General features: G+C 35.1%; 19 protein-coding genes and 1 CRISPR repeat array (1 of these 20 only partly in view). Of the genes, 10 read left to right on the forward strand and 9 right to left on the reverse strand.

Going from position 1 to position 20,816, the window contains the following annotated elements:
* The first annotated feature begins 28 nt into the window (after positions 1–28).
* The gene (locus V4D30_RS04745) at positions 29–997 is read left to right on the forward strand and encodes a potassium channel protein (protein WP_353685101.1); all 969 of its coding nucleotides are present in this window, start codon (positions 29–31) and stop codon (positions 995–997) included.
* On the opposite strand, the gene V4D30_RS04750 is transcribed toward V4D30_RS04745, so the two are convergent.
* Genes V4D30_RS04750 through V4D30_RS04790 form a run of 9 tightly spaced genes read right to left on the reverse strand, consistent with a single transcriptional unit; the run spans position 987 to position 8,703 of the window.
* Entirely contained in the window at positions 987–2,252 is a 1,266-nt protein-coding gene (locus V4D30_RS04750) for a 3-deoxy-D-manno-octulosonic acid transferase (RefSeq protein WP_353685102.1), read from the reverse strand. The two genes, V4D30_RS04745 and V4D30_RS04750, sit on opposite strands and share 11 nt — an antisense overlap.
* Complete coding sequence (gene lpxB / locus V4D30_RS04755) at positions 2,234–3,364, reverse strand: lipid-A-disaccharide synthase (protein WP_353685103.1); 1,131 nt, start codon at positions 3,362–3,364, stop codon at positions 2,234–2,236. Before lpxB ends, V4D30_RS04750 begins: the two co-directional genes overlap by 19 nt.
* Positions 3,346–4,446, reverse strand: a complete 1,101-nt coding sequence (locus tag V4D30_RS04760; RefSeq protein ID WP_353685104.1) for a DegT/DnrJ/EryC1/StrS family aminotransferase — start codon at positions 4,444–4,446, stop codon at positions 3,346–3,348. Before V4D30_RS04760 ends, lpxB begins: the two co-directional genes overlap by 19 nt.
* Complete coding sequence (locus V4D30_RS04765; RefSeq protein ID WP_353685105.1) at positions 4,430–5,377, reverse strand: Gfo/Idh/MocA family oxidoreductase; 948 nt, start codon at positions 5,375–5,377, stop codon at positions 4,430–4,432. The genes V4D30_RS04760 and V4D30_RS04765 overlap by 17 nt, the downstream gene beginning before the upstream one ends.
* Positions 5,367–6,002 carry a bifunctional precorrin-2 dehydrogenase/sirohydrochlorin ferrochelatase gene (locus V4D30_RS04770; RefSeq protein WP_353685106.1) on the reverse strand — a complete coding sequence of 212 codons (636 nt, stop codon included), beginning with the start codon at positions 6,000–6,002 and terminating at the stop codon, positions 5,367–5,369. Before V4D30_RS04770 ends, V4D30_RS04765 begins: the two co-directional genes overlap by 11 nt.
* Positions 6,003–6,749: an outer membrane protein assembly factor BamD gene (locus V4D30_RS04775; protein WP_353685107.1), complete on the reverse strand. Its 747-nt coding sequence runs from the start codon at positions 6,747–6,749 to the stop codon at positions 6,003–6,005.
* A 53-nt stretch (positions 6,750–6,802) separates the two neighbouring features.
* Positions 6,803–7,078, reverse strand: coding sequence for an acylphosphatase (locus V4D30_RS04780; RefSeq protein ID WP_353685108.1), 276 nt, complete (start codon positions 7,076–7,078; stop codon positions 6,803–6,805).
* 13 nt (positions 7,079–7,091) lie between these two features.
* Positions 7,092–8,372, reverse strand: a complete 1,281-nt coding sequence (locus tag V4D30_RS04785; protein ID WP_353685109.1) for a M48 family metalloprotease — start codon at positions 8,370–8,372, stop codon at positions 7,092–7,094.
* Positions 8,353–8,703 (reverse strand): molybdenum cofactor biosynthesis protein MoaE, encoded by a 351-nt coding sequence (locus tag V4D30_RS04790; protein ID WP_353685110.1) that lies wholly within the window; start codon positions 8,701–8,703, stop codon positions 8,353–8,355. Before V4D30_RS04790 ends, V4D30_RS04785 begins: the two co-directional genes overlap by 20 nt.
* 435 nt (positions 8,704–9,138) lie before the next feature.
* Here V4D30_RS04790 and tsaA point away from each other — a divergent pair, with 435 nt between their 5' ends.
* The 9 genes from tsaA (at position 9,139) to cas2 (ending at position 18,036) form a co-directional block, all read left to right on the forward strand.
* Complete coding sequence (gene tsaA, locus V4D30_RS04795; RefSeq protein WP_353685111.1) at positions 9,139–9,546, forward strand: tRNA (N6-threonylcarbamoyladenosine(37)-N6)-methyltransferase TrmO; 408 nt, start codon at positions 9,139–9,141, stop codon at positions 9,544–9,546.
* 20 nt (positions 9,547–9,566) lie between these two features.
* Positions 9,567–10,331, forward strand: coding sequence for a CRISPR-associated endoribonuclease Cas6 (gene cas6, locus V4D30_RS04800; RefSeq protein WP_353685112.1), 765 nt, complete (start codon positions 9,567–9,569; stop codon positions 10,329–10,331).
* A 40-nt stretch (positions 10,332–10,371) separates the two neighbouring features.
* The gene (locus V4D30_RS04805) at positions 10,372–12,078 is read left to right on the forward strand and encodes a TIGR02556 family CRISPR-associated protein (protein ID WP_353685113.1); all 1,707 of its coding nucleotides are present in this window, start codon (positions 10,372–10,374) and stop codon (positions 12,076–12,078) included.
* Between the two features lie 33 nt (positions 12,079–12,111).
* Positions 12,112–13,161: a type I-B CRISPR-associated protein Cas7/Csh2 gene (gene cas7b / locus V4D30_RS04810; RefSeq protein WP_353685114.1), complete on the forward strand. Its 1,050-nt coding sequence runs from the start codon at positions 12,112–12,114 to the stop codon at positions 13,159–13,161.
* A gap of 9 nt (positions 13,162–13,170) precedes the next feature.
* Positions 13,171–13,890: a type I-B CRISPR-associated protein Cas5b gene (gene cas5b, locus V4D30_RS04815; protein WP_353685115.1), complete on the forward strand. Its 720-nt coding sequence runs from the start codon at positions 13,171–13,173 to the stop codon at positions 13,888–13,890.
* Positions 13,865–16,207 (forward strand): CRISPR-associated helicase Cas3', encoded by a 2,343-nt coding sequence (gene cas3 / locus V4D30_RS04820; RefSeq protein WP_353685116.1) that lies wholly within the window; start codon positions 13,865–13,867, stop codon positions 16,205–16,207. The genes cas5b and cas3 overlap by 26 nt, the downstream gene beginning before the upstream one ends.
* Positions 16,208–16,212: 5 nt before the next feature.
* The gene (gene cas4 / locus V4D30_RS04825) at positions 16,213–16,704 is read left to right on the forward strand and encodes a CRISPR-associated protein Cas4 (protein ID WP_353685117.1); all 492 of its coding nucleotides are present in this window, start codon (positions 16,213–16,215) and stop codon (positions 16,702–16,704) included.
* Positions 16,705–16,780: 76 nt separating this feature from the next.
* Positions 16,781–17,773 (forward strand): type I-B CRISPR-associated endonuclease Cas1b, encoded by a 993-nt coding sequence (gene cas1b, locus V4D30_RS04830; protein WP_353685118.1) that lies wholly within the window; start codon positions 16,781–16,783, stop codon positions 17,771–17,773.
* Entirely contained in the window at positions 17,773–18,036 is a 264-nt protein-coding gene (gene cas2 / locus V4D30_RS04835; protein ID WP_353685119.1) for a CRISPR-associated endonuclease Cas2, read from the forward strand. The genes cas1b and cas2 overlap by 1 nt, the downstream gene beginning before the upstream one ends.
* Positions 18,037–18,487: 451 nt before the next feature.
* Positions 18,488–20,816: direct repeats of the CRISPR family, unit length 30 nt; unit sequence ATTGCGAGCCTACCTATGAGGAATTGAAAC (it continues 4,178 nt past the right edge of the window).

Genomic DNA, 20,816 nt, shown 5'->3' on the forward strand with positions numbered 1-20,816 from the left:
AATGAATCTCATTCGCAGGAAATTTCTTTTGATTTTACTTCTTCTTCTTATAGTGCTTGTTTTCGGAACAGTAGGATACATCATTATTGAAGATATGAATTTTATTGATGCAGTTTATATGACTGTAATCACTCTTGCAACAGTTGGTTTTAAAGAGGTTAAAGAACTTGATGAGCCCGGTAAAATTTTTACAATTATTCTGATTTTGAGTGGTTTTGGAGTCTTTACCTATACTCTTACAACAGGGGCTAAAATAATAATTGAAGGAGAAATAAAGGAGGTTTTCAAAAAAAGAAAAATGAGAAAAAAGATTGAGGGATTAGCACAACACTACATTGTATGTGGCTATGGAAGAATGGGGAGCATCATAGTTAAAGAACTCAAGACTAACAATATGCCAGTGGTAGTTATTGAAAAAAATAAAGTTAATCTCCCGGAAGATGAAGAGTTTACATATGTTGAAGGTGATGCAACTCATGACGATATTTTAAAATCTGCAGGTATACAAAAAGCTAAGGGACTTATTACAGTGCTGCCATCAGATGCAGAAAATCTTTATGTAGTTTTAAGTGCACGAGAACTAAACCCTGATCTATTTATAGTAGCAAGGGCAGTTGACAAAGAAGCAGAACCTAAACTTAAGAGAGCTGGAGCAAACAGAGTGGTATCTCCATATTTTATCGGTGGACTCAGAATTGCACATACAGTTTTAAGACCAACAGTAGTAGATTTTCTTGAATTTGCAACCCGTTCTGAACACATTGAGATTCAGATAGAGGAAATAGAAGTTTCTTCAGGTTCAAGTCTTATTGGAAAAACAATTGCCCAGAGTGGTATAGGTAGAGACATTGGAGTAATCATACTTGGAATAAAAAGAGCAGATGGAAGAATGAAATTCAATCCAACATCGCAAACTCTGATTAAAGAAGGAGATACATTAATTGTAATAGGACAGATTGACAAACTCGCCCTGCTTGAAAAACTTGCTAAGGGATAACTTTCTCAATCAACCTTAAGGTTTTTTCTGTAGCACCTGATTTATTCAAAAAAAGCTGATAGGCTCTATTGCCTATTGTTTGTCTTAGTTCTGAATTTTCTGCTAATTCTTTCAAAATTTCTAATAAAGAAGCTTTATCAATCATTATGCATGCTTCGTGATTTAAAAATTCTTCTATAAATGGAAAATTATACATAAAGGGACCGCAGATTATAGGTTTCCTCCAGTAAGCTGGCTCCAGTGGATTTTGTCCTCCATGTGCAATAAAGCTTCCTCCTATAATTGCAATATCACAGATACGGTAAAGACTGCCGAGTATTCCCATCTGATCAACAAGGACAACAGAGGTTGAAGACTTAAAGCTAAAGGCTGAAGGCATTTCAGTTAATTTTGAAAAAGAGATTTCTCTACTTGATTCAGAAATTTTTCTCTTTATAAGAGTTTCAACTGCTTGAAATCTTTCTGGATGTCTTGGTGCAATTATAAGACTGCCGGTAATATTAAGCTTGAGGAAAGCATCTAAAATAATTTCCTCTTCTGGCTCATGGGTGCTTCCTGCAAGGATAACAGGTTGGGCAATAGCATTTTCCCAGGGAAAGTGAATCTCTCTTAACTCTATGTCAAACTTCATATTCCCTGTGATATGGATTTTTTGTTCCTCTGCGCCAAGATTGAAAAATCTCTCTTTGTATTGCTCTTCCTGAACACAAAGTAGAGTCAATCTTTTAAGTAAAGGCTTCATGAAGAACTTAATCTTACTGTAGCCGTTAAAAGATTTATCACTCATTCTTCCATTTACGAGGATTACAGGCATTTTTTTTGAAGCGATTCTTATTAAATTAGGCCAGAGTTCTGTTTCAGTAAGAATCACTGCAAGAGGTTTAAAATGTTTTAAAGCTTTATTAATTGCAAATGGAATATCAAAAGGGATATAAATTACTTTCACATTGTAGTTCTTGAATCTGTCATTGGCTATCTTCTGTCCAGTGTCAGTGATTGTGCTTAGAATTATCTCACATTTACTGGAAAGCTCTTTAATCAGTCTTGATACAGCCACTACTTCTCCAACTGAGACAGCATGAATCCATATTTTAGGCTTAAATGTCTCAATTTGCTCATTTTTCTTAAAAAAGCCAAATTTTTCTCTTATCCATCTTTTTCTTAAAGAAGCAGGTCTTTTAAAGTATTCAAAGGGAAGCAGAAATATCAGAACGATTAAATATAAAAAACTGTAAATTAAAAAAGTTGCTTGCATATCTCTGCAACTTCCTGGGAAGCTTTTTTCCCAACAAAATATTTTCTAATGCTGTCAAGAAAATTAATAATTTTTTCTCTGTAAACATCGTCGTAAAGTAAAAGACTAACCTGTTGTGCAATTCTTTCCACATCAATTTTCTGAATAAATTCAGGTACTCTGACCTCGCCCAGATTCATAAAATCAGCAATCACATTGGGCAGAGTAATGTGTTTCACGCCTTTAATGATAGCTTTACCAATAATGTATGATAGAGGATTTAACTTATAAACAACAACCATGGGAGTTTTAAGCAAAGTTGCCTGAAGTGTGGATGTTCCTGATGTAATTACTGCAACATCGCTCATTGCCAGTGCAGTAAAAGATTTTTCTTTCAAAATTGTTACATTTCCTGAAGATGTGATTTTCTTAAGAATGCTTTCACTGAATTCAATATTTGGTGCTTTTGGAATAATGAAATGATAGGAAGGGAAAATCTTTATAAGTTCTAACATTAATGGCATTTTTTTCTTTATTTCAGAAGGTCTGCTACCAGGCATTAACGTTACTACTGTATCCTGATTAATTCCGTATTTTTCTCTTAAAAATCTTTTACACTGTGTAGGTTCTTTATCTTGCAATTCCTCTATCATGGCTTCAAACATGGGATGACCAACAAATTTCACAGGAACACATGCTTTTTTATATATAGTTTCTTCAAATGGTAAGACAACAGCCATAAAATCAACAACTTTCTTGATGATATTTATTCTTCCCTGTCTCCATGCCCAGATCTGAGGACTCACATAATAAAGAACCTTTTTCCCAATTTCCTTAGCTTTTCTGGCAAGAGTGAGATTAAAGTCAGGAAAATCAATTAATATAACACCCTGAACTTCCTTCAAGGCTTTTGTAGCAGCTTCCATATTTTTTCTTAATTTTTTTATATGTCCGAGCACCTCAAAGCCACCAAAAGAATGCGTAATCTCTCCGATAAGCTTAACTCCAGATTGAGCCATGTATTTGCCGCCTATTCCGATAAGTTCAAAATCTTCTTTAAGATATGAAGCAAGCAAAGAGCCGTAAAGCTCTCCTGATGATTCACCTGCAACTATTAAGAGTTTTGGAGACATCTCAATATAATCTGGGATATTTCATAAACTTCCTCATCTGGAAGTTCAGGATACATGGGCAAAGAGAGAATCTCTCCTGCAACAGCCTCTGCAACAGGCAAGTCTCCTTCTTTATAACCAAGAAAACTTAAGGCTTTCTGCAAATGCATTGGTTGAGGATAGTAAACTACTGAAGGAATTCCATAATTTGATAAAGTTTCTTTTATTTTATCTCTCTTTGAAGAGCGAATACTGTAAAGATGATATACATGATAGAAATTATCCTTCTCTTTCGGCGTTATTACGGCATCACTTAAAAGTTTGGTATAAAGAGATGCTTTTTTTCTTCTTTGCTCGTTGTATTCTTCTATGTGTTTCATTTTAATTCTTAAAATTCCTGCTTGAATTTCATCAAGCCTTGAATTTAAACCGATGGTTTCATGGAGATATCTTCCTCTGGAACCATGATTCCTGAGTATCCTTATTTTTTCTGCTACTTTTATATCATTTGTAACAACCATTCCACCATCGCCAAAACATCCGAGGTTTTTGCTTGGATAGAAACTAAAACAACCAGCATCACCAAAGCTTCCTACCTTTTTATTGCCAATTTTTGCGCCAAAAGCCTGTGCAGCATCTTCAATTACTTTTAAGTCGTATTTCCTGGCAATTTCATTTATCTTTATCATATCTGCTGGAGCTCCGAATATATGAACTGGAATGACTGCCTTAGTTCTTGGAGTAATCTTTTCTTCAATTTTCTCAGGATCAATATTGTAAGTATCCTCTTCAATGTCAACAAAAACAGGCTTTGCTCCTACATAAAGAATTGCTTCAACTGTGGCAAAAAAAGTAAAAGGAGTTGTTATTACTTCATCTCCATGACCTATGTCTAAAGCTCTAAGAGCAAGATGAAGGGCATCTGTTCCTGAGGCAACTCCAATTGCATTCTCTACGCCAAGATATGATTTAACTTCCTCTTCAAAGGCTTTTACATTTTTGCCAAGAATGTAATGGGAACTTTCAAGAATTTCATTTATGCATGTGATGACCTCATCCTTGATATTTCTGTATTGTGTTTGCAGGTCAATAAATGGTTTCATCCTGTCTCCCTTCGTTTATTTTATCTATTATTTTCAGCACTTCAATTATTTCCTGCGGAGATGCTGCCTGTTGAGAAGGCTTTCTCTGTTTTACTGAGTTTAAAAAATCTCTTATTTCCTCATACAGAGGATGACTGTCTACATTCTTTACAGGAATTTCATTAATCTTACCATCTTTATCAACTTCTCTTAATTTTTTATTTATCAAATCAGCATAAACTACACTGTTTTGTTGCACAACAGAGATTTCTCTGCAAAACTCCGAGGAAACTCTACTTGCTGTAAGATGAGCTTTAATAATTCCTTTCTGCGTCTCAAACTCCATCCAGACAGAGGCATAATCAATTCTTGAAGTGATAATGCTTTGTGTGAACACTTTTAGATCTCTCAATTCAAAATCTCCAGATTTTTTAAGCATCATCCATATTAAATCAAGGTCATGTATCATAAGATCATAAGTAACATCTGTATCAGTTGCCCTTCCAAGAAAGGGAGATACTCTTTTTGTTTGAATAAAAAGAGGCTCTTTTAAATATGCAAAGAGAGTTTGCACCACAGGATTATATCTTTCTATCAATCCAGCCTGAATTATTACATCTCTTTTTTTTGCCTCATCAAGAAGCATCTCTGCAAAGGCAGGTCTTTCAGTTAAAGGCTTTTCTATAAAAATTGCTTTACCATGTTTTATTAAATCCATTCCTATATCAAAATGAGTTATTGTTGGTGTTACAACAAAGAAAACAGGAGTAAGTTTCAACAAATCCGCATAATCCACATAATATTTCAATTTATACTGCTGTGCAACTTCTTTAGCTTTTTCTAAATCTTTATCCACAATACCAACAATTTCTACATCAGGCATTTGAGTAAGCATTTTTATATGTCTTTGCCCAAAATATCCAGCACCTATCACTGCTACCTTAAATTTCATTCAGGATTTTTTCAACCTCCTGTTTTGCTTTTTTAAAACCATACTGTTTCAAAATTGACACAACTTCCTTTGAAGCAATCTTTCTAAAAAGTTGCTGTCTTTTTTTAGTTTCAGGGATTTTTTTCTGAATTTCTTTTCTAAGCCTTTTAAGATATCTCAAATATAATGCAAATTCTTTGCCATATGATTTTGAGATTTCCTCCCTGAGGAGTTTACTCAATGCAGGAAAATCAGTGGAAATAGCTATGGTTAAATCTGCTTTGTTAAAAATCGCTGGAACATTATACAACAAACCGTTAATTTCTGAGACAGCTGTAGCAGTAACACAGTTTACCAAAAACTTAGCATTCTTTGCTATCTGCGTATTAAGTTTCTCATCTGATGTAGCAGCCACAACTAAAAGCGCATCCTCAATGTCTTCTTTACTGAATTGTTTTTTTATATATTCTATCTGACCTTTTTCAACGATTTTTCTGATATTCTTATTAATCTCAGGACTTATTAATGTTATTCTGGCTCCATAATGAAGCAGTGTTTTTATCTTTCTTTCAGCAACCCTTCCACCACCCACTACAACACACTTTTTACCTTTTATGTCAATAAAAGCTGGAAAAAGCTTAGCCATCTATTGAATTTTAAGTCCTTCTGCTTTTTTTGCAAAATGGCTGTCTGGAAATTTTTCCTTTAAAAGCTGGACATACTGCTTTGCCAGATCTATCATATTAAGATTTTTATATGAATCTGCAAGTAAATAAAGGGTTTCATCAAGATTTTTAAAATCTGGATAGTTTTTCAAGATTCCCTCAAATCTTCCAATAGCAGCTTTATAAGAGCCTTTTTTGTAATAAAATTTACCGATTAAAAGCTCGCCCTCTGCAATAATGTTCCTGCATTTCTGAATTCTCAAAGGAAGAATTTCTCCATAAGGATGTCTTGGATACATCTTTTCAAGCTTTAAAAATTCATTCAGTGCTTTTTGAGCAGTGCCTGCTCCTTTTTCAGGACCTTCTATCTGTCTGAAATATGCCATTCCGATGCTGTATTGAGCGTAGGGAGCATAGGTGGATTCAGGGTAAAGTTCCAAGAATCTTCTGTATTCAGTAATTGCAAGCTCAGGTTCATCTTCCTTTAAATACGAATCAGCTATCTTGAGTTGAGCAAGTGGAGCATACTCCTTAGCTGATTCTCTATTTTTTATCTCAAGAAGAAGTTTTCTTGCCTCTTCATACTCTTTTTTACTTATAAGTTCATCGGCTTTCTTAAGATAAACCACAGGATCAAACTCTTCTTTTTTAACAGCTTCTTTCCCACCACAGCTAAGGAGTAAAGAAAAAATAACAATAAAAACAAATAATTTAGTGAGTGTTTTCATTGGGATACCTCTTGTTCTTTAGCATTTATTAAAACTCTTAAGTTTCAATTTAGTCAAGCTGTTCTTCTTATTTCAAATCCCTTCAATCCTTCAGGTTCTTCCCATACTATCTCAATATTGTCAACCCTTGCATGAGGTGGTCCTTCCTTGCATCTTTGAATGGCATAAGAGATCGCATTTTCATCACCTTCAAACACTGCCTCAACTCTTCCGTCTCTTAAATTTCTCACCCATCCATTTAATTTTAAAGAGTGAGCAACTTCCTGTGTGAATGCTCTGTAAAATACTCCCTGAACTCTTCCGCTTATAAAGAGATGAGCTCTTTTCATAGTTTTACTCCTTTTAATATCCTCTTAAAACTCTCAATCGTCTCTGTGCATCTGCCTCCCAGCCACGCTTCCCATCAGTAAGCTGCAGTGCTGTGGAGAGATTTTCTACAGCTTTAGCTCTATTTCCCACTGCCTGATAATCAACACCGAGATAGTAATAAGTATCTGGATTCTCACTGACCAATTTCTTTGCTTTTTCAAGAGTATTTATGCTTTCATTCAATCTTCCTGTCTGCATCAGAGCAACTCCTTTTATGAGCAATGGATAGAAATAAAGACTGTCAAGTTTTATAGCTCTATTGGCATCGTTTATTGCGTCAGAGTATCTTTTTAAGTTTAAATTCACAACTGCTCTGTAAGTGTATGCCTGATTGCTTCCATAAAGAGATATTGCTTTATCAAGGAGACTTAAAGCCTCTGAGTAATTACGGGATTTTATGTATTTCTTTGCTCTTTCAACATAATCATAGGATTCTTTAGTAGATTTAAGAATTGATTGAATCCTGTGAAAACTCTCACTGTCTTGCCTCAGTCTATAAGAATCAGGATACTGTCTTGAAATTATTTCGTGAACATTTTTTATTCTTGTGTCAGGCAGAGGATGGGTGCTAAGCCATTCCACGGTTCCAACTCTTTCCATTGCTTTAAACTTGTTAAACATACTTATAAGACCTTCTGGATCATATCCAGCATGATAACTGAATCTTACTCCAAGTGAGTCTGCTTCATTTTCCTGCTCCCTGCTAAATTTGAGCTGAAGAAGTCCTGATGAAACCTCAGCAAGGCTCATTATTGCACCAGCATATTTAGTTTCATGCAATGCTATACCAAGAATGTTTAAAAGTATATTCATTCCATAAGTTTTTTCAAGAAATCTGGCATGATGTCTTGCATTGATGTGTCCAAGTTCATGGGCAAGAACTCCTGCGAGCTCACTTTCTTTATCCATTTTAAGTAAAATCCCTCTTGTTATAAAAACAGGTCCTCCATGCAGGGCAAAGGCATTTACCTCAGAAGAGTTTACAACATAAAAACGGTAGTCAACTTTTCTTGGTGTAACTGAGGCAATCTTTTCTCCAATCTCTCTTATATAGCTCTGAACTTCTCTGTCAGGATATAAACCATCATTTTCATTTATTGCAGAGGGAATGATCTGATGTCCAATGGATATCTCCTGGTCAGTAGAAAGCAGGGTATAAACTTTCTTACCAGAAAGAGGATCTATCTCCTGAATACAGGCAAAAACTAAAAAAGGTAAAAAGAGAATAAAAAACTTAAAAAATCTCTTCTTCATAGACAACTTCGTTTTTTATTTTGCTTACAAGCTCCTGTAACGCAGGGAAAACATCAGTGCGAAGCCTGCCTGCCACGAGCACCTTCATTATATCATCCCCAATTTTTAATTCTCCCTCATTTATCCAGACCTTAACTTCTACAATTCCTTGTCGCTTTTTAATCTCTTCAATGATTACATTTAATTTTTGAGCATTATAAGAAAGACGCATACCCTTCACAAGCTTTCCACACTTGGAAGTTGCCCTTACAATTCCATTATGGATAAGAATCATTCCTATGGAACTGCTCTCAGGATGTCTTTTTATTTCACTAATCCAGTTCTCAATCATTTTGATAAAATATATTATCACAAAAATAATGAAGCTTTAAAGTCAGATAGAAAATCCTGAAATTGCCGATAGAAAGTGTTACTGTGAGCCTGTCTCCTTTATCATTTCAAGCCTTTTTCCTCTGTCATTCCAAGCCTCTCTACTTTGTCATTCCGAGCCCTTCGGCTACGCTCAGGGTAAACTCCGCGAGGAATCCCCTCTCCTTTAGCTTTCAGTGTGTCATTCCGAGGCATTAGCTGAGGAATCTCCTACTTAATAAAAAACAGTAATGATACTGCCACGCAACTTACGGGTCCTCTTCAATTACCAGTGAGACAATAGTCTTATTCTCCTTGCAAATCTGGTGAGATTAAGATTTTCATTGAGATTGTTTAAAATGTTTAAAAATGATATACTGGAATTAAAAATTTTTAATGCTTGAACAGGAGGAGATTTATGCAAGAGTATAAGTTCAAGCCAATCGGGTATGTAAAAACGAAAGCGGAAAGCCTGCCAAGACACTGGAGTGTTTCAGACATAGAAGGAGAGATTGTTATTGAGCCAGAATACAAACTCGGCTTAAGAGATATAAAGCCAGGAGATAAAATCGTTGTCATATTTTGCTTTCATAAGGCTTCTGCATTCAGCCCTGAAAAACTTATTCAAAAGCCTCCGCATTTAAATGAAACAAGAGGAGTTTTCAGCACCTGCTCACCTCACAGACCAAATCCAATTGGACTTTCTGTGCTTGAGGTTATTGATGTAAGAGACAACATAATCAAAGTAAGAAGACTTGATATGTACGATGGAACACCGATTCTTGATATAAAACCCTACATTGAATACAGACCAGTGGGAGGATAAAATGAATCAGGGAGTTAAAAATGCGGCTAAAAATTAATTTCTATCATCCTGAAAAATCCTTCATCACCCTACCCTGCCATTACAACGAAGCTGTTCAGGGATTTATTTATCATCATCTTGAAGTTCACATTGCAAGAGAACTTCACGACAGAGGCTTTAAAGACCCAGAGACAAAGCGAAGATTTAAATTTTTTACATTTTCAAGGCTTATACCTGAGGATGGCTCTCAGATTAAAGATGGAAGAATATACTTGCATGGTAATATAAACCTCGTTATTTCATCTCCATTGAACGATTTTATACAGTCCTTTGCAATGAATTTAATGAAATCTGGTGAGTTTATGCTTGCTGGAGAAAGAATGATTCTTGCCTCTGTGCAAGTTGAAGCATTACCTGAATACAGAGAAAAGATCTATGTAAAAACTCTTTCGCCAATAACTGTTTACAGCACCCTTAATACACCCGATGGAAGGAAGAAAACCTACTACTACAGCCCCTTTGAAAGGGAGTTTGAAAAGCTTATTATTGATAACTTAAACAAAAAAATGAGAACATTAATGGAAAAGACAGCTCAGTCAGGCTCTGTAAAGCCATTCAGAGTAAGTTCCGGAAATCAGAGAGTTGTAATGTATAAACATACCGTAATCAAAGGCTGGGATGGAGTTTTTGAGCTGGCTTTGCCACCTGAGCTATTCGCCCTTGCCTTTGACACAGGGCTTGGAGCAAAAAACTCCCTCGGCTTTGGATGCATTGAGCTTTGGAGAAGTGAGAGAGGTGGGAAGTGAATTTGAGATTTGATATAATTTGTGAAAGGAGGTATATAAAATGCTTTCAGCGGTTAAAGAAATAGGTAATTTGGTAGCTCAACCGACATTAAAAATAGAAGGAAAAATTATTTTTCTAGTTCTATGTTCTGATTTCTCGTTTAAAGGAATAGAAATTGAAGATTTCATTCCAGAAAAAATAGACAGATATCTTTACAAACCCGGAGAAAGCAAAGGAAACAGACCTTCTCCTTTTGCACCAATTAACCGTAAGGAACCAGAAAAGAGCTTTGAAAAAATTGCTAAGTGGCTCAAAAACTCTGAAAAAATTATAAATCTTACTGAGCAAGAACTTGATAAAGTGAAAAAGATTAACGATACCCTTCAAAGAGAAAAAGTAAAGATTTTACAAGTAATAAGCAATAAGTCAAAAGAAATATCAAAGAAAACATCATTGTTTCTTGGTTTGAAAATAGGAGATAAATATCTTGGAGATTTTGATCTTTTTAAAAACATATTCAACTTAAAGATTTCTCAAAGAATCGGTAAATCATCATCCAGGGACAAAACCTGCTCTATCTGTGGTGAAGTAAAAGATACAGTATCTGCAAGAACATATGTTTATCAGTTTGATACTGACGATAAGCCTGGTTTTATTACAGGATTTAAAAAAGAGAATTACTGGAAAAATATTCCAGTTTGTCAGGATTGTCGTGATCTCCTACAAAGAGGAAGAAATTTTATTGAGGATAAACTCACTTTTAAGTTTTATGGACTAAAATATCAACTGATACCAAAATTTTTATTAGGTGGACAGGATATTATAAAAGAAATACTGGATATTTTATCGGATACTCATAAAAATATTTCTCTTAAAGAAAGAAAGATAAATAGACTGACAGATGATGAACAGGAAATACTTGAATATATCTCTGAAAAGGAGGACGCCTTAACTTTAAACTTTCTTTTTCTTAGAAGGCAGCAAAGCGCTGAGAGGATTTTACTTCTTATAGAGGATGTTTTTCCATCCAGATTGCGTGAAATTTTCAATGCAAAAAGATATGTTGATGAACTTTTTAATGAAGAATTTAATTTTGGCAAAATTAGGGTATTTTTTTCCAAATCTGATGATGAAAAGAGAGAAACTGATCTTGATAAATACTTTCTTGAAATAGTTAATTCTGTTTTTAAAGATAAAAAGATTGATTTTAATTTTTTGTTAAAGTTTTTTATGAATGGTATAAGAAAAGATTTTATTAATGATAACTTTTATAAATTAAAAATACGTGATGCCATGATGTGTGTATCTTTTTTTGAAAATTTAGGTTTAATAAAGTTTAAGGAGGTTCCTATGGAGCAAAATATTTTTGAAGAAGTATTTAACAAATATGGCAAGTCTTTAAATACTCCTGAAAAAAGAGGTATATTTTTACTTGGTGCACTGACACAGATGTTATTAAATAAACAATATTCTGAAAGAGAGTCAAAACCATTTATGAAAAAGTTAAAAAGCCTTAAAATGGATGAAAAAGACATAAAGGCTCTGTTGCCTGAGGTTCAGAATAAATTAGAGGAGTATGAAGCCTTTGACAAAGGAAAAAGATTAATTGCTCAGGAAGCCTCAAAGTATTTACTTCAAGCTGGAGATGGCTGGAAAATGTCTGTTTATGAAATAAATTTTTACTTTGCTTGCGGAATGAATATGAGTGAGGAAGTTGCTAAAATAGTATATCGAATTTCGCCATCTGTTGAGGATGAGAAAAAATAAAATTAATAAAACTAAATTAACAAGGAGGTTAAAATGTCAGAAATAATCAAAAACCGTTCAGAAATTTTATTTCTTTATGATGTCAAGGACGCTAATCCAAATGGAGATCCTGTTGATGAAAACAAGCCAAGGATTGATGAGGAAACAGGGGTAAACATTGTCACAGATGTTAGGTTAAAAAGAACTATAAGGGATTATTTCTTATCTCTCGTTGAAAACAAAGATGTACGGTTAAAAGATGAAGATATCTTTGTAAAAGAACGAAGAGATGAGGAGGGATTTCTGTATGACGCAAAAACGAGAGCAAAAGAATTTTTACATAAAGAAGGTAAGTTTCAAGAAATGAGAGATTTTATAAAAGAGGATATTTGTAAGAAATGCATAGATGTCAGGCTTTTTGGCGCAGTTATCCCTTTAGATTTGAAGGTGCAAAAAGGATCTAAAATGGAAGCAAATAGTGAACAACAAGAAAAAGAAAAAGAAAAAAGCGGTTCAATAACTCTTACTGGACCCGTCCAGTTTAAATTTGGACGCTCAATTCATAAGGTAGATGGCCCTGTATTTATAAAAGGAACCGGAGCTTTCGCTGATAAATATGACGAGAAAAATAAGAAGTTGCAGTTTACTTTTAGAGAAGAGTATGTCTTGCCCTATTCACTTATTTGCTTTTATGGAATTGTTAATGAAAACGTGGCAAAAAATACAGAATTAAAACAGTCAGACATCGAGTTACTACTTGAAGGAATATGGATAGGAACAAAAAATCTAATAAGTAGAAGCAAATTCGGTCAGATGCCAAGATTTCTTATGCAAATTGTTTACAAAGAAGGTCAAAATTTTCATATTGGAGAACTTGATAAGCTTATTTCTCTAAAATCAGAGATTCCTGATGAAGCCATAAGGGACATTTCAGATGTAAAGATAGATGTGTCAGAGCTCTTGAATGTTATTAATAAGCACAAGGATAAAATAGAAAAAATCAGAATAAAGGTTGACGATAGAGTCCAATTTATCAAAGATGATAAAGAAACCGATTTAAAGACTGCCTTAAACGGATTTACTATAGAAGAACTTACTTTTTAGGGTCTTACCATGAAGGTGCTTGTTTTTGATATATACGGAGATTTTGCCCATTTTAGAAAATATTACACTACTACCTCTCCATTAACCTTCTCTTTTCCTCCGCCACCTACAATTGCTGGAATTTTGGGTGCTATCTATGGAGCTCAGAAGGATGAATATTTAAATGTTTTTGGTTATGATAATTGCAAAGTAGCCTTGAGAGTGCTAAATCCAATTAAAAAAATGCGTTTGGGAATAAATCTCATTAACACCAAAGACAATAGGTACTTTCTTCTTCTCAAGAAGAAAAATCATGAACCTCGGACTCAGATACTGACTGAATTTGTTAAATCGCCAAAATACAGAATTTATCTCTGGCATCCTGATGCAGATGTTTTCAATAAACTTGCTTCTATGATTCAATCTCATCAATCTTTCTACACAGTCTCCTTAGGGTTAAGTGAGCTTCTTGCTGATTTCAGTTTTATTGGAGTCTATGAAGGTAAGGAGATATCAAATGAAAAATCTGAAATATCAACTGTGGTCTCTATTAGTAAACTTATTGAAAAAGGCATAGAAATACAGCCAGAAAGAAAATATTTTAAAGAAAAAATACCGATAAAAATGACTGAGGGAAGAGTGGTTGAAATCTATGACGATGTTATATATGAACCAGATGGTAAAACAATTAAGGCTATTCTAAAAACTTTCTGCCAGCTTGAAAATGGAGAACACATTTCCTTCTTCTAATTTATACTCCCATCCAGATAAATTGCTTGAAGACCATCTTATAAATGTAGCTAATTTGATGGAATCTTTTATTTTGGAAAAACCTCAGTTTATCAAAGATGAACTTAAAGGAGTTGCACGTATAATCGGACTCACACACGATATAGGTAAAGCAACCAGATATTTTCAGGAGTATCTCTTTGCAGAAGAATCAGAAAAGTTAAAATTAAAATCTGAATATTCTGCCCACAGCCTTTTTTCTTCTATATGCACTTATTTTTCAGTAAAAGAGTTTTGTCAAAGGACGGGCAATAATAACGAACTTTTGCCTCTTTTTGCTTACATTATTGTAAGAAGACATCACGATGACCTTATAGATGTGATGGATGAATTATCTCTGTTTAATGATAAAAATCTTCAAATACTTCAAAAACAGTTGGAAAGTATTGATGATAATTCTTTTTCTATGCTATGTGAGACCCTTTATCAGCAGGGAATTCCTGTTTTAATTAATAAACAGATTCTCCAGATTTGGTTTAATGAATTTGAAAGTGAATTGAAACAATACAGGAAGTCCATAAGAAAGATAAAAGACTTTATACCATATCTCACTTTAAACATCCTTTATTCAATACTTCTTGATGCCGATAAAAACGAAGTTGTCCTCGGAAATTCAAACTTTCCAGAAAGAAAAGATTATAATGAGAAAGACTGGGTTGATAAATATATAACTTACCTTAACCCAATAAGCTCTCAAATAAATGAGCTCAGGAATAATGCTTACAGGGAAGTAAATGAAAAAAACTTTGATCCTAAGCAGAAGATTTATTCTATCAACCTTCCAACTGGATTCGGAAAAACTCTAACGGGTTTTTCCTTCGCTTTAAAATTAAAAAACGAGCTTAAAAAAGGTGGAGTCAATCCAAGGATAATTTATTCCTTACCTTTCCTGAGCATAATTGAGCAAAATTCTCAGGTCATTGAAGAGGTGCTTGAAATAAACGGAATTGCATCAACTTCTAATATTGTTTTAAAGCATCATCATCTTGCAGAAATTTTTTACAAAACGCAAGAAAAAGAGTATAAACCTGATGAGGCGGAAATATTAATAGAGGGATGGAACTCAGAAATAATAATAACTACATTCGTTCAGCTATTTCATACACTGTTTTCTAATAAAAATAGCAGTTTACGAAAATTTCACCGTTTAGCCAACTCAATTATCATACTTGACGAAATACAGACCATACCGATCAAATACTGGAAACTAATAAAGACCATACTAATGCTTCTTGTAGAGAAATTTAACTCTTATATTATTCTAATGACAGCTACAGAACCGTTGATATTTAATAAAAATGAGATATTGAGCATGACAGAGTCGTCTAAATATTATGACAGAATTGATAGAATAGAACTGATTTCAGAAGTAGACAATCCTGTTAAAATTGAAGACCTTGCAAATCAAGTAAATGAAAATCAAGGGTATTCTAAACTTTTTATTTTCAATACAATTTCATCAGCTAAAGAATTTTATTATCTTATCAAAGACACCCCTTTACCAAAAACCTTCTTAAGCACCCATATTCTTCCAGTAGAAAGGCAAAAAAGAATTGATGAGATTAGAAAAGGAAAATATAAATTGGTTGTTTCCACCCAGCTTGTGGAAGCCGGGGTGGATATTGATTTTGACATGGTTTACAGAGATATTGCTCCCTTAGACAGTATTATACAGTCTGCTGGAAGATGTAATAGAAATGCAGCTAATAAAAAAGGGACTGTAAGGGTATTCACTTTAATAGACGAAAAGAACAGGCGCTACGCATCTTATATTTATGATATTGTTTTGATCGACATTACAGAGAAACTCATATCTACCCAAAAAATTTTTAATGAGAAGGAGCTTTACCAGCTACTTGATAAATATTTTCAGCAAACCTCTGAAAGACTGAACCAAACAGAATCTGCAGAAATTTTAGACGCGATTTCCAGGCTTAGATATGACAGACAGGACTCAGATGGATTAGCAATCTCTGATTTTAAATTGATACAGGAAGACTATCCAAAAATAGATGTATTTGTTGAATATGATGAAACCGCAGTGAAAGTCTGGAAAGAATTTGAAAAAATTAAAATGATAAAAAACTTCTTTGAACGCAAAAAAGAATTCCTGCAAATACGCAAAAATTTTTATGATTATATAATCTCTATTCCAGTAAATACTGAAAATCTACCACCGAAAATTATGGATACTTATTACATCTCTCAAAATCAAATTGAAGATTATTATGATCAGGAAACAGGATTTAAAACTAAAGCAGAGGTATTGTTATGGTGAGTTCAATGCACCCCACTGGAACCCTCATCTGGTATTACTACATCTGCCCTCGGGAAGTGTGGCTTATGTCAAGGCATCTCACACCGTGGCAGGAAAATCCATTCATTGAAATTGGAAGACTTATCTCAAAGGAATCCTACCAGAGGGATAGGAAAGAGATTCGTCTTGAAAACATTGTTATAGACCTCTTAAAAACCGAAGGTGAAAATGTAGTGATTGGTGAGGTCAAGAAGAGCTCTCGTTTTGAAAAGAGTGCAAGGATGCAACTTGCCTTTTACCTATGGAAACTAAACCATCTTGGTATTGAAGCAACAGGAAAACTTCTTTTTCCAAGAGAAAAGAAAAAAATCACTGTGATGCTCACTAAGGAGATTGAAGATGAACTTGAGGAGGCTCAGCAGAAAATAATCTCAATCGTTCAAATGGAAACACCACCGCCTGCAAGAAGAATAAAATTTTGCTCAAAATGCGGCTATCAGGAGTTTTGCTGGTCATGATTTTATACGATAATTTTGGATACCAAAGTTATTACCATGCCCTTCTACAGGCTTTTTGAGTATAATTAGCATAGTCATGAAAAGAAGCATTTACATATTCTCAGATGGTGAACTGAAAAGAAAAGACAAAACCCTTTGTTTTGAAACAAAGGAAGGTAAAAAATACATCCCGGTGGAAAACACTCATGAGATATTGATATTTGGCGAAGTAACAATAAACAAGCGTTTGCTTGAATTTCTTACAGAATCTGAAATAATACTTCACTTCTTTAACTACTATGGCTATTATGTGGGCTCCTTTTATCCAAGAGAACATCTCAATTCAGGATATATGATTCTCAAGCAGGCAGAGCATTATCTTGACCATAAAAAAAGACTAAACCTTGCAGAAAATTTTGTCTCTGGTGCGATTGAAAACATCAAAAGGGTGCTCATATATTATGCAAACAGGGGAAAGCCTCTCAATGAAACCATTGATAAAATAAACTCAATAGCCCTGTCAATCAAAGATTGCGAAAGCACAGAAGAGCTTATGGCAGTAGAGGGAAATATCCGTGATGAGTATTATCAAGCCTTTGACATTATCCTTGACAGTGAACACTTTGTATTTGAGGCAAGAACAAAAAGACCACCCAAAAACAGGCTCAACGCTCTCATCAGTTTTGCAAACTCACTTGTCTATACAACAGTCTTAAGTGAGATTTATCATACCCATCTTGACCCACGAATAGGATACTTACATACAACCAATTTCAGGAGATTCACCCTTAATCTTGATGTAGCTGAAATCTTCAAGCCCATAATTGCAGACAGAGTTATATTCAACCTTGTAAATAAATCTATTATAAAACCTAATCACTTTGAAAAAAAACTTGATGGAATTGTTCTCAACGACAAAGGTAAACAACTCCTTATTCAGCATATGGATGAAAGACTTCGTAGCACAATTCAGCATAAAAGAATTGGTAGACACGTATCCTATCGGCAGCTAATAAGGCTTGAGCTTTACAAAATTCAGAAACATCTAATTGGTGAGGAAGAATACAGACCTTTTCAGAGTGGCTGGTGATGAAGGTTATTCTCGTATACGATATAAATGAAAAGAGGGTGACAAAGGTGTTAAAGACCTGCAGAAAATATCTTAACTGGGTTCAGAACTCTGTTTTTGAAGGAGAGATTTCAGAGGCAAAGCTTGTAAAGCTCAAGATGGAGCTTAAAAAAATAATTCACGAAGATGAGGACTCAGTAATAATTTACACATTCAGGTCTGCATGGTATACAAACAGGGAAACAATAGGAGTTAAAAAGGGTGTACAGGAGCTGATAATTTAAACTTTGAATTTTGAACTTTGAATCCCCGAAGGTGTTTGAATTTTGAATAAGCCGAAGGCGTCGGTTTAGCAGTGGTAGTTTCAAATTCATTCCTGACTTTTCATTTGTAATTATTTGTAATTATGAGAAAGGCTTCATTTTTTCATCAGGCAAGACAACTTAGCTGTCAAACCTTTCCTTTGTCGTTACGAGCTCTGATATAGCAGAACAAGAGATAGCAGAGTTGATAGGCTTCTACCAAACTTTTCCTTTGTCGTTCCGAGCCTGCGGAGCAGCTGAGGAATCTCATCCTTTGAGAAATTTATTTTTCGGCTACCTCAAATAATGCAAAAATCCCTGAGGTACGACGACAAAATTTTTCTTGCAAAATCAATATAATTTTGATAAAATCAATAAAAATTCATACGCTCATTGACAAGGCTACTTTGTTGATTTTATTATATTTACACGGATTGCGAGCCTACCTATGAGGAATTGAAACTTTATGCAGAAATGGCTAGACAAGTAACTGCACTTACATTGCGAGCCTACCTATGAGGAATTGAAACCTTTATACATATATTTATTTTTTTTATACGTTTGGTTATTGCGAGCCTACCTATGAGGAATTGAAACCGGGGGGCCCTGGGGAGGAGCATCTGCTCAACCCTCATTGCGAGCCTACCTATGAGGAATTGAAACCAAATTTGGAGTTGATTTGACAGCAGAATTCGAGGAATTGCGAGCCTACCTATGAGGAATTGAAACAAAGAGGTATATGACAGATTCGGTCCCTCGATACAGATTGCGAGCCTACCTATGAGGAATTGAAACCTATTATGTGGACTACTATCAAGTGGATGATGTGGATTGATTGCGAGCCTACCTATGAGGAATTGAAACTCCCCCCGACCTGCTCTGCGTAGGTTCGGGGGAGGAAATTGCGAGCCTACCTATGAGGAATTGAAACAGTATCAGGGCGAAAAAGTCGCCCTGATATCATTTGATTGCGAGCCTACCTATGAGGAATTGAAACTATGCCCGCAACGGCTTTTTTCCCAATTTAGGAAAGATTGCGAGCCTACCTATGAGGAATTGAAACCGTATAAAATTTCGCAATGAAAGCAATCCGTAGCTTTATTGCGAGCCTACCTATGAGGAATTGAAACAACCCCTGCAGCAGCAAATGCTGCAGGGGTTTTTATATTGCGAGCCTACCTATGAGGAATTGAAACCCGGTGGCGAAAAATTATTACAAGTTATTTAGTTAAAATTGCGAGCCTACCTATGAGGAATTGAAACAGTATCAGGGCGAAAAAGTCGCCCTGGTATCATTTATTGCGAGCCTACCTATGAGGAATTGAAACTAACAATTTTATAGAAAACGTAATTGATAGTTATAAATTGCGAGCCTACCTATGAGGAATTGAAACGTAAGCTTAATTTGAATTTATTGTTAGTATTTGTATGATTGCGAGCCTACCTATGAGGAATTGAAACACCTGTGCAACTCAACTGCTTTTTTGATAAGTGCCCTATTGCGAGCCTACCTATGAGGAATTGAAACTATGTCTTTGGTTACCAGCAGGATGGACTTGGACATCATTGCGAGCCTACCTATGAGGAATTGAAACAAGGATTACGTTTTTATTTTCCAGAGCGGGAAAATTTATTGCGAGCCTACCTATGAGGAATTGAAACTCTTTATTTTGCACAGGGGGTAAATCCTTACTGCTATATTGCGAGCCTACCTATGAGGAATTGAAACATATCCAATCAATCTGTAACAATGCCTGTGATCCGTATTGCGAGCCTACCTATGAGGAATTGAAACAAAATTTTGAAAACATTTATGGAATTATTTTATCCAACATTGCGAGCCTACCTATGAGGAATTGAAACCATCCAAATACAAACAAAAAGCCATACTATATATACACATTGCGAGCCTACCTATGAGGAATTGAAACATTGGCAATCTTAATGTGTTGTGCCATTTAACAATATATTGCGAGCCTACCTATGAGGAATTGAAACCCGTGCCGACCTCTACGGGATTGTCCTCGTCCCCCAATTGCGAGCCTACCTATGAGGAATTGAAACTTTTTGAGCTTGAATCAAGCCCGTCAAAGTATGTAAATTGCGAGCCTACCTATGAGGAATTGAAACTTTTTGAGCTTGAATCAAGCCCGTCAAAGTATGTAAATTGCGAGCCTACCTATGAGGAATTGAAACACAATTGTCAGCATATGTGATATGATAGAAGTATAGAAAATTGCGAGCCTACCTATGAGGAATTGAAACCACAATCCCCAAAATCCAAAGTAAAATCAACTCCAAAATTGCGAGCCTACCTATGAGGAATTGAAACAAATAATTTCGAGAAAAGGGGATATCAATATCCCCTATTGCGAGCCTACCTATGAGGAATTGAAACAGGGATTGACATTTTTAGGTGAAAGTTTGAAAAGTGGATTGCGAGCCTACCTATGAGGAATTGAAACCAGGAGAGATATTGAGTCAGAGGCTCAATTAGTGCAGGATTGCGAGCCTACCTATGAGGAATTGAAACTGGAAAGAGTGAGAGTTCGTATTATGTGGCAAATACATTGCGAGCCTACCTATGAGGAATTGAAACAGCTATGTTTTTTACTGCTTCCACAGGTTTCATCGCATTGCGAGCCTACCTATGAGGAATTGAAACTTGTCAATGGGATGGGCAGGTGTATACAACATATCAAGATTGCGAGCCTACCTATGAGGAATTGAAACCGTCACCCTGAAAGTCCTTGAGAGCTTCC

Source organism: Thermodesulfovibrio sp. 3907-1M (assembly GCF_040450955.1).
Classification (GTDB): domain Bacteria; phylum Nitrospirota; class Thermodesulfovibrionia; order Thermodesulfovibrionales; family Thermodesulfovibrionaceae; genus Thermodesulfovibrio; species Thermodesulfovibrio autotrophicus.